At 55.2% G+C, this 13,353-nt stretch carries 13 protein-coding genes and 1 pseudogene; 10 read left to right on the forward strand and 4 right to left on the reverse strand.

All coding sequences use genetic code 11. The features are described from left to right. Nucleotides 1-52 precede the first annotated feature (52 nt). The 3 genes from K6142_RS12990 to K6142_RS16730 are packed head-to-tail and all read left to right on the forward strand — an operon-like array spanning nt 53 to nt 1,135. Nucleotides 53-541 (forward strand): type II toxin-antitoxin system RelE/ParE family toxin, encoded by a 489-nt coding sequence (locus K6142_RS12990; protein WP_223380883.1) that lies wholly within the window; start codon nt 53-55, stop codon nt 539-541. Between the two features lie 49 nt (nt 542-590). Beyond that, complete coding sequence (locus tag K6142_RS12995; protein ID WP_223380884.1) at nt 591-833, forward strand: CopG family ribbon-helix-helix protein; 243 nt, start codon at nt 591-593, stop codon at nt 831-833. Continuing rightward, nucleotides 830-1,135 carry a type II toxin-antitoxin system RelE/ParE family toxin gene (locus K6142_RS16730; protein WP_223380885.1) on the forward strand — a complete coding sequence of 102 codons (306 nt, stop codon included), beginning with the start codon at nt 830-832 and terminating at the stop codon, nt 1,133-1,135. The genes K6142_RS12995 and K6142_RS16730 overlap by 4 nt, the downstream gene beginning before the upstream one ends. Here K6142_RS16730 and K6142_RS13005 read toward each other — a convergent pair. The 3 genes from K6142_RS13005 to K6142_RS13015 form a co-directional block, all read right to left on the reverse strand. Next, nucleotides 1,132-1,491 carry a hypothetical protein gene (locus tag K6142_RS13005; RefSeq protein ID WP_190243924.1) on the reverse strand — a complete coding sequence of 120 codons (360 nt, stop codon included), beginning with the start codon at nt 1,489-1,491 and terminating at the stop codon, nt 1,132-1,134. The genes K6142_RS16730 and K6142_RS13005 overlap by 4 nt on opposite strands. A 2-nt stretch (nt 1,492-1,493) precedes the next feature. Then, a complete protein-coding gene (locus K6142_RS13010) occupies nt 1,494-2,681 on the reverse strand; it encodes a hypothetical protein (RefSeq protein ID WP_223380886.1) in 1,188 nt (395 codons plus the stop codon). A gap of 137 nt (nt 2,682-2,818) precedes the next feature. Then, nucleotides 2,819-3,538, reverse strand: a complete 720-nt coding sequence (locus K6142_RS13015) for an ERF family protein (protein WP_223380887.1) — start codon at nt 3,536-3,538, stop codon at nt 2,819-2,821. A 279-nt stretch (nt 3,539-3,817) separates the two neighbouring features. Between K6142_RS13015 and K6142_RS13020 the strand changes: the two genes are divergently transcribed. From K6142_RS13020 to K6142_RS13045, 6 genes and pseudogenes are all read left to right on the forward strand, one after another. Further along, nucleotides 3,818-5,059 (forward strand): ISL3-like element ISDvu5 family transposase, encoded by a 1,242-nt coding sequence (locus K6142_RS13020; protein ID WP_223380888.1) that lies wholly within the window; start codon nt 3,818-3,820, stop codon nt 5,057-5,059. A 105-nt stretch (nt 5,060-5,164) separates the two neighbouring features. Beyond that, nucleotides 5,165-6,402, forward strand: a protein-coding gene (locus tag K6142_RS13025) for an IS3 family transposase (protein WP_223380889.1) whose coding sequence is annotated in 2 segments (ribosomal slippage) — nt 5,165-5,510 and nt 5,510-6,402 — 1,239 coding nt in all. Because the reading frame shifts where the segments join, the coding sequence is not laid out codon by codon here. Nucleotides 6,403-6,415: 13 nt separating this feature from the next. Continuing rightward, nucleotides 6,416-7,489: a GGDEF domain-containing protein gene (locus K6142_RS13030; RefSeq protein WP_223380890.1), complete on the forward strand. Its 1,074-nt coding sequence runs from the start codon at nt 6,416-6,418 to the stop codon at nt 7,487-7,489. After that, nucleotides 7,486-8,661 (forward strand): FprA family A-type flavoprotein, encoded by a 1,176-nt coding sequence (locus K6142_RS13035; RefSeq protein ID WP_223380891.1) that lies wholly within the window; start codon nt 7,486-7,488, stop codon nt 8,659-8,661. Before K6142_RS13030 ends, K6142_RS13035 begins: the two co-directional genes overlap by 4 nt. Before the next feature lie 75 nt (nt 8,662-8,736). Beyond that, a complete protein-coding gene (gene hcp, locus K6142_RS13040; protein ID WP_010939296.1) occupies nt 8,737-10,398 on the forward strand; it encodes a hydroxylamine reductase in 1,662 nt (553 codons plus the stop codon). 547 nt (nt 10,399-10,945) lie between these two features. After that, nucleotides 10,946-11,469 (forward strand): annotated as a pseudogene (locus K6142_RS13045) (transposase); the annotation flags it as partial. A gap of 226 nt (nt 11,470-11,695) precedes the next feature. On the opposite strand, the gene K6142_RS13050 reads toward K6142_RS13045, so the two are convergent. After that, the gene (locus K6142_RS13050) at nt 11,696-12,292 is read right to left on the reverse strand and encodes an inovirus-type Gp2 protein (protein ID WP_223380892.1); all 597 of its coding nucleotides are present in this window, start codon (nt 12,290-12,292) and stop codon (nt 11,696-11,698) included. A 358-nt stretch (nt 12,293-12,650) separates the two neighbouring features. Here K6142_RS13050 and K6142_RS13055 point away from each other — a divergent pair, with 358 nt between their 5' ends. Continuing rightward, nucleotides 12,651-13,349: a thermonuclease family protein gene (locus K6142_RS13055; RefSeq protein WP_223380893.1), complete on the forward strand. Its 699-nt coding sequence runs from the start codon at nt 12,651-12,653 to the stop codon at nt 13,347-13,349. Nucleotides 13,350-13,353: the final 4 nt, after the last annotated feature.

Below are 13,353 nucleotides of genomic sequence, written 5' to 3' on the forward strand. Positions count from 1 at the left end.
TATGTTGTGTCAGTTTGGGATGTTGGCTATGTCGAGGTACAAGGAGGGGCGCATGTCCAATTTGGGTACGCATTTTGACCCGGAAACGAGAGAACGTTTGGAGGCTTTGGCCAAGACCATGGACAAGTCCGTGCCATGGCTCGTGGCTGAAGCCGTGCGCCGATACGTCATGGATGAAGGCCGGGTGGTGGGAGCCATTGCTGTTGGGCTGCGGCAGGCAGATGCCGGGCTGTTCACCATGGCTGATGTGGTTCGTGAGAGCTTTTCCCGATGTGGTGTGGACACTGCTCAGGCTTGGACCACTGAAGCGTGGTCCGACTTGCAAAAGCTGGGATCACGCCTGACCGCTGAGAACAGCAGGGGATTATTCCAGTTGGTTGCAGAAACCCTGGAGATGCTGCGTGCGGCTCTTGGTAAGAGCCAGGAAGGACGGGTGCCGGGTACCCGTGAGGTCGTGATGGCTGATCCCTTCTGTACGTTGATCTACCGGGTTCGGGGTGGGGAGGTGCAGGTGCTGCGGATTATCCCTCAACGCGATTGACGTCTGCTCATGGTGGATGTAGTCGTAAATGACTACGGAGGGTCATCCCATGCAGCATCCCACCACCATTCGTTTGGATCAGGATACCGTTATCCGGCTGGACGAGATCGCTGAGGCCACGGACAGCACGCGTGCCGCAGTCATCAAGGAAGCCGTCGAGCAGTTCCTTGCCTATGACGCCTGGTTTCGTCTCAAGGTGAAGCAGGGATTGGATGCCGCACGCGAAGGGCGCGTGGTGAGCCATGATGAGGCCAAAGACCGCATGCGCACCTTGGGCATTGCACTGGAATGAGCAGTGTCCTCGAATGGTCGCTCCCGGCGCTGGACGATCTTGCGGAGATCGCCATGTGGTTGCGCCAGGAGGATGCCGGGCTGGCCGAAGGCATGGTCCGACTCATCTTCGCGTCCGCTGAACTGCTTTCGCCGTACCCCCTTGCTGGCCGCGTGGGGCGAGTAGCGGGTACCCGCGAACTCGTGGTGAGGCGGAGCCCTTACCTTCTTGTCTACTTGGTCGAAGAGGCGCGAGTGGCCGTGGTCAGGGTGCTCCATGAGCGCAAGGATTGGCCGGGACCGGATAACTCTGACGCCCCCTAGCCGAAGTCGATGGTTCGGAACAGGCGTGCGTCGAAGGGATTGTCCCACCAGCCGCCGAGAATCTCGGCATCGTCAACGTCCTCGCCGATGCGCAGGAAGAGGTAGTCGTCAACGTCAAGTTCATCCATGACGTCGGTGATGAACCGTACCTCCTCGAAGTCCGCGTACCATTTGACACCTTCCCAGTAGTACAGCACGCCTTCCGAGTCCGGTGCGTCCTGCCTGAGTCCGTTTTGCAGGAACAGTTCGATATCGCTGGGGTTCGTGGCATGCTGCCGTGCCTCGTGCATCGCGGCATCAAGCCGTGCCCGCCCGTTGTCGGACAGGCACAGGGCGACTTCGCTGTAGTATCCCATGGTCATTCTCCTTTTCCGTTGATGGGGCCGATGAACAGCCGTTCATGAGGCTGGCCGGTCTTGCGAGCCCGCTCCAGGATGTCTGTCGCCGTTTGGGGATCGCCGGTCAGGGCCTGCAGTTCCTCCTGCAGGGCCGACTGGTCGATGGTCTGTCTGCCGGGCATGGATGCCACCCGAAAGCGGTGTCTGCCCGCGGTTATCCAGTCCCGGGCCATGCTGTCGCTTACCGCCGCGATGCGCTGGAAGGCGGAGCGAATGCGCCCTTCGATGGCCGCGATATCGCCCTCGATGGCGAGTTTGCGTTCCTTCAGGCCCGCGAGATGGTCGAGGTCCGCCGCATGGGCGGGACCGAGGTCCACGGGTATTCCGTCAACCCGCATGGGCCGGAACTTGGGACAGGTGGCGTTGGCGTCGCACCAGTCGCACAGGGGGTGAAACCCCTGGCAGTACGGGAGGTCGTCAAGCGCCAACTGCCCCGCCTTGACGGCGTTGACGGCCTGCCACAGGTCCGCGGCAGTGTTGCAGCAGATGCCGAGCATGGTCCGGTTGGGCGTATACGGCCCGAAGGCCTTGGCGTCGGCCATGGAGATGGAGAGCACCCAGCCTTCGATGGTCACGCCTTCCGGAGTGTCCGGCAAGTTGATGCCGAAGAGCAGACGGGCCGCTTCCGGGAAGGGCTTGCGGGTGAAGATCGGCTGACCGTCTTCGTCCCGATGCGAGCAGCACGGGCGATGCCAGGTGCTCTCCAGCAGGCCGATCTGCCCGTAGAGTTGCACCTCGTTGGAGGTGTAGAGGGTTTCGGGCAGGTGCCCGTTGCTTTTCAGCTCCAGCACCCGGATGACGGGTGTCGGAGCTTCGTGGATGAGGGTGATGTCGAGGTGGGCCTTGATGGGCACGCGGTGGAAGGATGCGCTGATTTCCAGTTGCGGGATGAGGCGGTGACCGCTTCTGGTGAGGGCGTCGGTGATCCCGGCCTCCTGCCAGTGGCCTCGGTGCAGTGGGAGGTGGCGCTTCAGGATGGAACCGACATGCTGAGGCGGGATGGTGTGGGGCTGCGTGCCCGGCGACGCCAACTTGCGGGCAGCCGCCGAGCGCAGGCATTCCATTGCGGCGCCGATGTCGGACATGCCGACGTAGGTGCTGCGGTCGCCCAGTTGCGTCTGCGTGGTGTGGATTTCTTGCGCGAGCATGGATTCGGCGAGGAGGCAGAGAGGGTCCGGCAGTGCCGGAGGCATGGGGGATTGCGAGGTGTCTGTCATGGGGGCTCCATCGAATGGGCGAGGCTCCCCATGGCGGGGGAATCCCCGCCCTTGGCGTGGTGTGTGGATCAGGCGGTCTCGGCGTACCGCCACCAGACCTTGCGCTCGGCGTTCCATTTGAACCCGGCAGCCGAGAGCAGTTGCTTGCGGGCAGACGTGTTGCCGGACGCCATAACGCAAAGACGGCCATCCTGCGTGGTGGCCGTCGTGTAGGTTACCCCATCCAGCTTTGGCAGCGATGCCAAGGCCGGGTGTAATGCCTTGTCTGGCGGCATGGGGCGTGACTCAGTGTGGGGAACTGGCTGTACATGCGCAGTTGCGGCGCTCCCTTCCACCTTTTGCCGGGGCTGACGTGCTGTGCGTGGCTTGGCAGACGTATCGCGGGAAGCAGCTTCTCCGTCGTCATCGTCCTCCGTCACCATGCCAAGCATGGCCGAGAGAGCGTAGCGACGGGCATAGGTCATGGCGCTGCCATATCCTTGCGGGTCTGCCTTCGGTAGGGGCATGACCAGCAGCGACGACTGCCACTGACCGGATTCCGCATGCGTGAGCTTGGTGACGAGACCGAGGTGCCCAGCCTCTGCTGGGACCGGATACTGGGTCACCCAAATCCCGTTGGTCAGCAGCGCGTCGCGGCAAGAATCCATGACGGAGTTGAGTGTGGCGTAACGCGATTTGGCGAACGGATTCTCACGGTCCTTGATGGCCGGTTGCAGGGTGTGCTGAACGGCAATGAGGGCCTTGGCGAGGTCTGTGACCTCTGGGGAGGTGTACTCGGTAGGGTACATAAGGACTCCTTAGAAAGAGACTAGCCCTGATACGCGGGGTATTAGGGCTGTTTTTAAGTAAAAGGCTGGGGATTCAAAAGTGTAATATATATCTAAAAAACAATGAATTACGAATATTTCTTGCTGGATACGGACTCGCAGTTGATTATAGCGCTGTGTCCCTTGTGGTCATTGCTCAATATTCTTCGGGTTCCTCGACGCGAGACGTGGAAATCAGCTTTCTTGACTCTCCTTCCTGACGCATCGTAGCCTTTCCTTTTGCCCAGGAGGGAAGGAGCCGTGGAAGCTAACGATTTACTGACGTTGGGCCTTGGCCTCACAGCTCCCTGGCGAGTCGTGGACCAGTCTCTGGACCTTTCAAAGCAGCCAAGCGAACTTCGCCTTGAGGTCGAGGCCGCGAGAGGTGAGCGCTACCCTTGCCCGGCGTGCGGTGCGTTGTGTAAGGCCCATGATTTCGCTGAGTTCAGCTGGCGGCATCTCAACTTCTTCCAGCATCACTGCCTGATCAAGGCCCGTGTCCCCCGAGTGAGATGCCCGGAACATGGCCTCAAGCGCGTCAATGTCCCATGGGCACGGCCTGGCAGCGGGTTCACCCTGCTTTTCGAGCAAGCGGTCATGCTTCTTGCCCGAGAGATGCCGGTCAACGCCGTGGCGCGTTACGTCGGCGTCACCGACAAGCGGATATGGCGGGTCGTGACGCACTACGTCTTGAAGGCCATGGGCAAGCTTGATCTCAGCCGACTGTGCGGAATCGGCCTTGACGAAACGGCAACCAAGCGTGGCCATCATTACGTCACCATCTTCGTGGACATGGACCGGGAAAGCCGCCCGGTGGTCTTCGCGACTCCAGGCAAAGGCAAGGAATGCCTCAAGACCTTTGCCGCGTACCTCAAAGGGCGTCAGGGCAATCCGGAGAACGTGGTCGAGGTGGTCTGCGACATGTCACCAGCTTTTCTGTCGGCGGCCGAGGCGACCTTCAGAAATGTCGCTGTAACCGTGGACTGGTTCCATGTGGTTCAGATTTTCACCAAAGCCCTCGACGAGGTCAGGCGTCTGGAAGCCAGAGAGGTCATACTTCCCAAGGCTGCCCGGTGGGCGGTTCTCAAGGGCCTGGAAACTTGGCGTAGCGAGGAGCAGGTCGCGGCGCTCAAGGAGTTGGAGGAACGTGGATTGGCGACAGCCACCGCGTTTCGGGTGAAGGAACTGCTGCGGTGGGTGCGCAAAGCTGACACCAGGCAGGGTGCGCGATGGCGAGCAACGCGGTTTTTCGAATTCGCTCGGGAACTTGCCGGGGATTCGGTTCTGCTCGCACCGGTACGCAAGGCGCTGAACACGTTCGAGGATCATTTGCCTCGAATATTGAGAAGATGGGACTCCTTGCTTTCCAATGCTCGCTTGGAAGGGCTCAATGGCCTCTTTCAGGCTGCTCGCTCGCGGGCCAGAGGGTATCGGAACGTAACAACCTTCATCACCATGATCTACCTGATCGGAGCGCCCATCACCCAACTCTTGGAGGCGTGAATTCCACAGCTAACGTCGAAGACCCTAAAAACGTGAGGGATTGATGTGGAGTAGCCCCCGTTTGGACCGGACACCCCGCCAACGATAGGAGATAGGTCTAGCCCTATGACCAGGCCTAGTGCTAACGGGGGAGCCGTGGTGGAAGTGTTGACCACAGCCCAGCGTCGACGTTGGACGGTGGCGGAGAAGGTTCAACTGGTCCAGGAGTCGTTGCAACCGGGGATGAACGTTTCGTACGTCGCCCGAAGAAACGGCCTCTCTCCCAGCCTGTTGTTTCGCTGGAGGAAGCTCATGAGCGACGGAGGCAAGACCGCCGTCCAGGCGGATGACCAGGTCGTCGGAGCCGGGGAGGTCCGGGCGCTCAAGAAGCGTATACGCGATCTGGAGCGAATGCTGGGCAAGAAGACCATGGAGGTCGAAATCCTTCAGGAAGCGTTGGAGATTGCGCGCGAAAAAAAACTGATCTCGCGCACTCCGTTGCCCTGGGAGGACGGTTCCCGATGAAGCGTGTCGCCGAGGCGCTGACGGTCTCGCGCTCCAGGCTGGCCGAAAGAGTGAAAGACCCAGCTCGGGAGCGTCCGCCCCGCTACTCCAAGGCTGAGGACGAGGTGCTGTTGCCCCTGATTCGGGACATCATCGACCATCGGCTGACCTACGGCTACCGCCGGGTCTGCGCGGTGCTGAATCGTCGCCTGGTCCAGGATGGTCATGCGCGCGTCAACCACAAGCGCGTGTATCGGATCATGCGCCTTCATGGCCTGCTTTTGGCCAGGCACAAGGGCTACCGGCCAGACCGCAGCCACGACGGCAAGGTCATCACCCTCAAAAGCAATCTTCGCTGGTGTTCAGACGGGTTTGAAATCCATTGCGACAGTGGCGAGGTGGTGAGGGTAGTCTTCGCCCTTGATTGCTGCGACCGCGAGGCCATGGGGGCCATTGCGACCACGGCGGGCATCAGTGGGCAGATGGTGCAGGACTTGATGCTGGAGTGCGTAGAGAAGCGGTTTGGGGTCGTGAAGGCCCCGCAGCCCGTCGAATGGCTCTCGGACAACGGCTCTTGCTACACGGCCAGGGAAACGGTGGCGTTCGCGACACTGTTAGGCCTGCTTCCGCGCTTCACGCCGGTGCGCAGCCCGGAAAGCAACGGCATGGCCGAGGCTTTTGTGAACACCTTCAAGCGGGATTACGTGCGTATCCACGCCCGTCCTGATGCGGCAACGGTTCTGGCCCAGCTTCCCGGCTGGTTCGAGGACTACAACGAGAGGCACCCTCACAAGGGCTTGCGGATGAAATCCCCCAGGGAATTTATCCGCGCATCAGCAACCGCAGGGTGTCCGGTTTAGCAGGGGCAACTCCATGATGAAAAAACTTTTCGCATCAAAGCTGATATCTTTTTTTTCGTTAATTCTTTTTATTATTAATATTTTTATTGTGTGGAGTATATATTCGATTCATTCTTCGTTGGAGCGCGATGCCAAGCTTATTAGCAACATAGGTTTTATTCGTGGGTCGACACAAAGAATTCTGAAATTTGAATTGCTTAAAAATATTGATAGTGCTGATTTCTCTATTAGCGAGGTGGATACAATATTTGCTATTTACGTTGCTGATGGCAAGGCGGCTGAATTTAGGTTTGACCCAGAGATATATCAGCCTTTTAAGAGTCTTTATGGTGAATGGAATGCATTTAAGGATGTTTTGTATAAAAACAGGGCTGGACAGCAGCAATTTTTACAAGAACTGTCATTAATGAGTGAATCTATTTGGAGTGGTTCTAATTCTCTCATGTTGAGGAAAGTTATTGGATCAGATCGTAAAACTTCAAATATCAAAAAACTATACTATTATGTTTTCTTCCTTTTTGGCTCGTCATTCATTTTCTATTTGATATCGAAGATTTTTGTACAAAAAGTCGAGCATAGCTCCTGCCATGACAGTTTGACGTCTGTTTATAACAGGAGTCAATTTGACCTGGATATCAAAGAAGAAATAGACAGATATGAGAGAAACAAGAGGGAGTTTTCATTGCTCATAATGGACATAGATCATTTTAAAAAAGTTAACGATTCTTTAGGGCATACAGAAGGAGACAGGGTTCTTAAAAAAATGGCAGGGACGGTCAGGCAATGTATCAGAAAGACAGACTTTTTCTACCGGATCGGGGGGGAAGAATTTGCTGTTTTGTCACCCGAGACAGATCACGAAAGCGCGTTACTTTTGGCTGAAAAAATTCGGAGTGTAGTGGAAAAAGAATTTTCCAAAGACAAGTCCAAGATAACGATTAGCATAGGCGCTTCTGTGTATACAGATGGAATGAGTCATTCTGATTATTATAATCAAGCTGACAAAGCTTTGTATGAAGCTAAAAGAACTGGAAGAAACAAGTCTGTAATTTTTGATACTAAAATTCAGTATGGGAGAAAAAAATGAGAAAAATTGTAGAATCAGTGTATTGGGTTGGTGCAGTGGATTGGGACAGGCGTCTGTTCGACTCCTTGGTTCCGCTCCCCGATGGGACAACCTACAACGCCTATCTCGTGGAAGGCAGCGAGAAGACCGCTCTCATCGACGCCGTGGACCCGGATATGGTCGATACGTTACTTGGGCATCTGGATGGGGTGGAAAAGCTTGATTACGTAATATCCCAGCATGCGGAGCAGGATCATTCCGGGACCATTGCCCTGGTGCTGGACCTGTACCCTGAGGCCAAGGTCGTCACCAACGCCAAGGCCAAGTCTATGCTCATGGATCTTTTGCTCATCCCCGACGACAAATTCATCGTTGTCGGGGATGGCGAAACCCTTTCCCTTGGCGACAAGACGCTCACATTCATTCTCACGCCTTGGGTGCACTGGCCGGAAACCATGTCCACCTACTTGGCCGAAGACAAGATTCTGTTCAGTTGCGACTTTTTTGGCTCGCACATCGCAACGAGCGATCTCTTTGTGCGCGATCAAGGCCGGGTACATGAAGCGGCAAAACGCTATTTCGGCGAGATCATGATGCCGTTTAGGACCATAATCGCCAAGAACCTGGAAAAACTCGCCCCCTATGACATACGCATGATCGCCCCCAGCCACGGCCAGATTTACGACAGCCCCGGCTGGATCATTGACGCCTACAGGGACTGGGTTTCAGGCGTGGCGCACAACCTGGTGGCCTTTCCCTTCGTGTCCATGCACGGCAGCACTAGGCTCATGGTCGACCACTTGGCGGCAGCTTTGTCCGAACGCGATGTGAGGGTGGAACTCTTTAACCTTGCCGTGACCGACATCGGCAAGCTGGCTATGTCCCTCGTGGATGCGGGCACCATCGTGCTCGGCACCCCCACAGTGCTTGCCGGTCCGCATCCCATGGCCGCCTACGCGGCATTTTTGGCCAACGCCCTGCGGCCCAAGGCCAAATATCTGTCCATAGTCGGTTCATACGGCTGGGGCGGCAAGACAGTGGAAACTCTGGCCGGCATGATTCCCAATCTGAAGGTCGAGGTGCTGGATCCTGTGCTGTGTAAGGGGTTGCCCACAGACGACACGTACGGTGCCCTGGATCGTCTGGCGGATGCCATTGCCGCCAAGCACAAGGAAAGCGGCTTTCAGAGGTAGTTTTTTTTTCTAGTATCGATTTGAGGTGCGTGCATTGTCACGCGATCGGCAACAGTAATTATAAAGGAGGTCACTATGTTTTGCTTCCAGTGTCAGGAAACAGCGAAGAATACGGGATGCACGGTCAAAGGTATGTGCGGCAAGCCGGAAGAAACCGCCAATTTGCAGGATCTGCTCATTTTTGTGCTGCGTGGCATCGCCATTTATGGCGAAAAATTAAAGGAGTTGGGACAGCCGGACCGCTCTAATGACGACTTCGTGCTCCAGGGATTATTTGCGACCATCACCAATGCTAACTGGGATGATGCCCGATTTGAGGCTATGATATCGGAAGGCTTGGCTCGGCGTGACAAGTTGAGAAATGCTTTTCTGGCTGTTTACAAGGCAAAAAATGGCAAAGATTTCAGCGAGCCGTTGCCCGAAGCCGCGACTTGGACTGGGGACTCTACCGCTTTTGCTGAAAAGGCCAAGAGCGTAGGCATTCTGGCAACTGAGAACGAAGATGTGCGTTCTTTGCGCGAACTGCTCATAATCGGTCTGAAAGGTGTCGCGGCCTATGCCGAGCACGCTGCTGTACTGGGCTTTCGCAAGACCGAAATCGACGAATTCATGCTTGAGGCCCTGGCTTCAACGACCAAGGATTTGTCCGTGGATGAAATGGTCGCGCTGGTCATGAAGGCCGGCGGCATGGCCGTAACCACCATGGCCCTGCTGGACGAGGCCAACACCACTACCTACGGCAACCCGGAAATCACCCAGGTCAACATCGGCGTGGGCAAGAACCCCGGCATCCTCATCAGCGGCCATGACCTGAAGGATATGGCCGAGTTGCTGAAGCAGACCGAGGGCACAGGCGTGGACGTTTACACCCACGGCGAAATGCTTCCCGCCAACTATTATCCGGCGTTCAAGAAGTACCCGCATTTCGTGGGGAACTACGGCGGTTCCTGGTGGCAGCAGAATCCCGAATTCGAGTCCTTCAACGGCCCCATCCTGCTGACCACAAACTGTCTGGTGCCGCTCAAAAAAGAGAACACCTATCTGGACCGTCTCTACACCACTGGCGTGGTTGGGTATGAAGGGGCCAAGCACATCGCTGACCGGCCTGCGGGAGGAGCCAAGGATTTCTCGGCGCTGATCGCACAGGCCAAGAAATGTCCTCCGCCCGTTGAGATCGAGACTGGTAGCATCGTCGGCGGTTTCGCCCATCATCAGGTACTAGCCTTGGCCGACAAGGTGGTTGAGGCTGTCAAGTCCGGCGCGATCAAGCGCTTTGTGGTCATGGCCGGGTGTGACGGTCGGCAGAAGTCTCGTTCCTATTACACTGAAGTGGCCGAAAATTTGCCCAAGGACACCGTGATCTTGACGGCCGGTTGCGCCAAGTACCGCTATAACAAACTGAATCTCGGTGACATCGGTGGCATTCCACGTGTGCTGGACGCAGGGCAGTGCAACGATTCCTATTCCCTGGCCGTCATTGCTCTGAAACTCAAAGAAGTCTTCGGCCTGGATGACATCAACGATCTGCCCGTATCTTACGATATCGCCTGGTACGAGCAGAAGGCCGTGGCCGTGCTTCTGGCCCTCCTATTCTTAGGTGTGAAGGGAATCCGCCTCGGACCCACGCTTCCGGCATTCCTGTCCCCGAACGTGGCCAAGGTACTGGTTGAAAATTTCAACATCAAACCAATCGGAACAGTGCAGGATGACATCGCGGCCATGATGGCGGGTAAATAGATGAAGAGGGGGCTTCGGCTCCCCTTTTTTTCATCAATAGCTGATCTCTGCTTTAAAGATTCGTTGAGGCTTCCAATCAGATTTTGTGTTGGATTCAATGGAGGGCAGAAATGATAAGTCCAAAGGTAAAGGCTGTTTTCTTTTTTTGTCTCGCGTTGACATTTGGAGTCCTGATTTTTGGCGGTTACGCCATCAACAAGGAAAAACCACCCATTCCCGCCAAGGTTCTGGATCACTCAGGGAGCACCCTGTTCACAGGCGAGGACGTCATCGGTGGACAGAATTATTTGGTTCCTCGACGCGAGACGTGGAAATCAGCTTTCTTGACTCTCCTTCCTGACGCATCGTAGCCTTTCCTTTTGCCCAGGAGGGAAGGAGCCGTGGAAGCTAACGATTTACTGACGTTGGGCCTTGGCCTCACAGCTCCCTGGCGAGTCGTGGACCAGTCTCTGGACCTTTCAAAGCAGCCAAGCGAACTGACCTGCCCGGCACTTTTCAGACCAGCCGAAACTTGAGATAGGTTTCTCCCTCAACCACGAGGGAACCGATGAAAAAGGGACGATTTTCCGAAGAGCAGATGGTCGGCATTCTGCGAGAAGCTGACCGTAGTTCAGTGGTCCAGGTGGCCAAGAAGCATGGAATCAGCGAACAGACGATCTACACGTGGCGCCAGCGGTTCGCAGGCATGTCCGCCGATGACGTAAAGCGGCTACGCTTGCTGGAACAAGAGAACACGCGGCTGAAGAAGATACTTGCGGAACGGGACCTTGAAATCGAGGTCATGAAGGAAATCGCTGCAAAAAAATGGTAGGCGCACCCGTCCGACGCATCCATGTGGCATACGCTAGGAGTCGCGGACTTTCACAACGCAGGGCGTGTGCGCTGTTATCCACTTCCCGGTCGTCGCTTCACTACGAGTCATGGCTGGAGGCTCGGGACAAGCCCCTGATGGCGGCGATGTCAGGTCTAGCAGCGACGTATCCGCGCTTTGGATATCGCCGGATCAACGTGTTCATGGACCGTCTGGGGCATGTCATGGGTGCCGACAAGGCGTTCCGGCTTTGGTGCAAACGTACAGTGGTTGCTGCTAACAACCAGTGGGCTACCTTTCGTAACAACCCGCCTGATGTATTGCTTCCCAAGCCGTTATCGGAATTTGTTTGTGTTCTCTTCAAGTAGGGGGCGATCTTGCGTCCCCAAGAAACTCCTCAATCGTAGGAATTTTGACTCGCAAACGTATGGTGGTGGATTGCGTAGTGCATTGCTCTCGTAGGAGCTTTCCTTCGGTTGTTCACCATTAAGTTGGCAATGAACTCCCTCCCCATTCTCTCACGTTCAAGGGGGCATAGCCCTTGGTCCTCGTTTTAGCCAGATAGCTGGCCCACTCCACGCATCTTTGGATATCTCGTTCATAGCAGGCGTCATGACGATCCAGGTGGATGAAGTCAGGGTGCCTGTTGCCGTCTCTGCTTTGGTCACACCTTTGTAGGAGGCCAGAGTAGTCGATCCCAAGAGCGCGCTGCCAGAGTTGTTCAGCCTTCTCCATGTGGTTCCAACTGCTTTTTGTTAGGTTGCCATTTAGGAGGAGCATCACGTGGTAATGCTGGTGTTTTTCTCTGGATTGTTCACGTGCCCAGACGTACTGGAAGGCTATCCCCTTGCGGGATAAATAGCGTGTAAAGCTGTTGAAAAAGCGCTGAATATCTTCGTTTCCACGGGAAGAATAGAAGTTTCGCGGATAACGTAAGTCAAAGCGGATGAAGAGCACTCTGCTGAATCGATTCGTCATGTACTCGATACGGTCAATGATGGCATCGAGTATGTCGATACGACAGGGCTTGTCGTTATACGCTTGAACTGGATAGTCTCTGTGGGTTTTTTCTGTTATGAACATGGTGTACTCCTTTTTTGGGCTATTGAATTAGTGGAGAGTGTTATTGTTTACACAAAAAGAAGCCGACACTCGTGATGTCGGCTCTTGGTATGGCTATCCTTGGCTAGCTGTTGATATGGATGTGTGGTATTTGTTGTGTGTATGTTTATACAAATATGTTTATGTGTTTAATGTTTATTTATGAACAATGAATATATAATAGATACATAAGAGAGATAATACAATTTTAGCATGTGTAAAATTTAGAATATAAATCGCCATGCTAGGTGTTTGTTGTTTTGAAATTGATTGTTGGTGAAGTTTGATGTGCTAATTTTTTGTCAGACTTATTTTTTACATACTATGTAGGAGGTGAGAGGTGGCTTGTAGAAAATTCAAGTGTCTGTGCGCGGCAGTTGTGTTTCTTCTGTTCTTGACATTCTCTGCTGTGTTGTCTTTCGCGTGGGGCGGGAAGGTTGTTGGTGTCTCAGATGGTGATACGGTTACTGTGCTCAGCAGCAGTCATGAACAAATTCGTGTCCGTCTGTATGGAATTGATGCTCCTGAGAGCGAGCAGTCTTTTGGCGCGAAGTCCAAGCAGAGCCTGTCGGGTTTGCTGTTTGGTAAGATGGTAGAGGTTGATGAGGTCGATGTTGATAGATACGGCAGGGTCGTCGCTCGTTTGCATGTCGGCCAGGTTGATATCAATGCGGAGCAAGTCAGGCGGGGGATGGCGTGGGTGTACGATTCTTACTGTCGCGATGTGGTGTGTGTTGATTGGCGACGGTTAGAGGGTGCAGCACGTGGTTCGTCTCTGGGATTGTGGGGCGATCCGCGCCCCATGCCGCCGTGGGAATGGCGGAAGAGCAAGAGGGGGGCGTCCACGCAGGGTGTCCAGCATAAGAGTGGCGTTGAAGGCCAGCCTTCCGAGGTAGGATATCACGGCAATCAACGTAGCCACGTTTTTCACCGTTCAGGCTGCAAGGATTATGACTGCCCCAATTGTGTCGTTATTTTTGAGACGCGTGAGGATGCAATAAAGAAAGGCTTTAGGCCTTGTGGCGTGTGTCGGCCTTAGGACT

This window comes from Nitratidesulfovibrio sp. SRB-5 (assembly GCF_019931275.1).
Lineage (GTDB): Bacteria > Desulfobacterota > Desulfovibrionia > Desulfovibrionales > Desulfovibrionaceae > Cupidesulfovibrio.